The organism is Acinetobacter sp. UBA6526 (genome assembly GCF_002434875.1).
GTDB classification, from domain to species: domain Bacteria; phylum Pseudomonadota; class Gammaproteobacteria; order Pseudomonadales; family Moraxellaceae; genus Acinetobacter; species Acinetobacter venetianus.
In genome coordinates this window covers 1-230 of record NZ_DJLC01000230.1, presented here as the reverse complement: position 1 = coordinate 230, position 230 = coordinate 1, and the positions used below count along the sequence as shown (strand labels likewise).

The 230-nt window shown below is 43.0% G+C and carries 1 protein-coding gene; it reads right to left on the bottom strand.

All coding sequences use genetic code 11. From position 1 onward, the window contains the following. Window positions 1–230 (bottom strand): hypothetical protein (locus B4237_RS15580; RefSeq protein WP_286943874.1); only part of this gene is annotated, 230 nt, incomplete at both ends.

Here is a 230-nt window from a genome sequence, read left to right as displayed (position 1 = left end):
CATCATTACTATAACCAAAGTTTGGATTTAAAATACCAGTCGTGCGGCGATCATCAATCGGGAAGTTAAAGTAGGGCACAGCGAGAACTGGAACATCCTTAACATATAACTTTGTACCGCGAGTTACACCTCGGCCTGTATCTTGATTCAGCTCAATTTCTTTAGCTTGAATTCGCCAAGCTGGTTTCTGTCCGGGTGGGCAAGCCGTATAGCTCGCATCTTTTAAAATA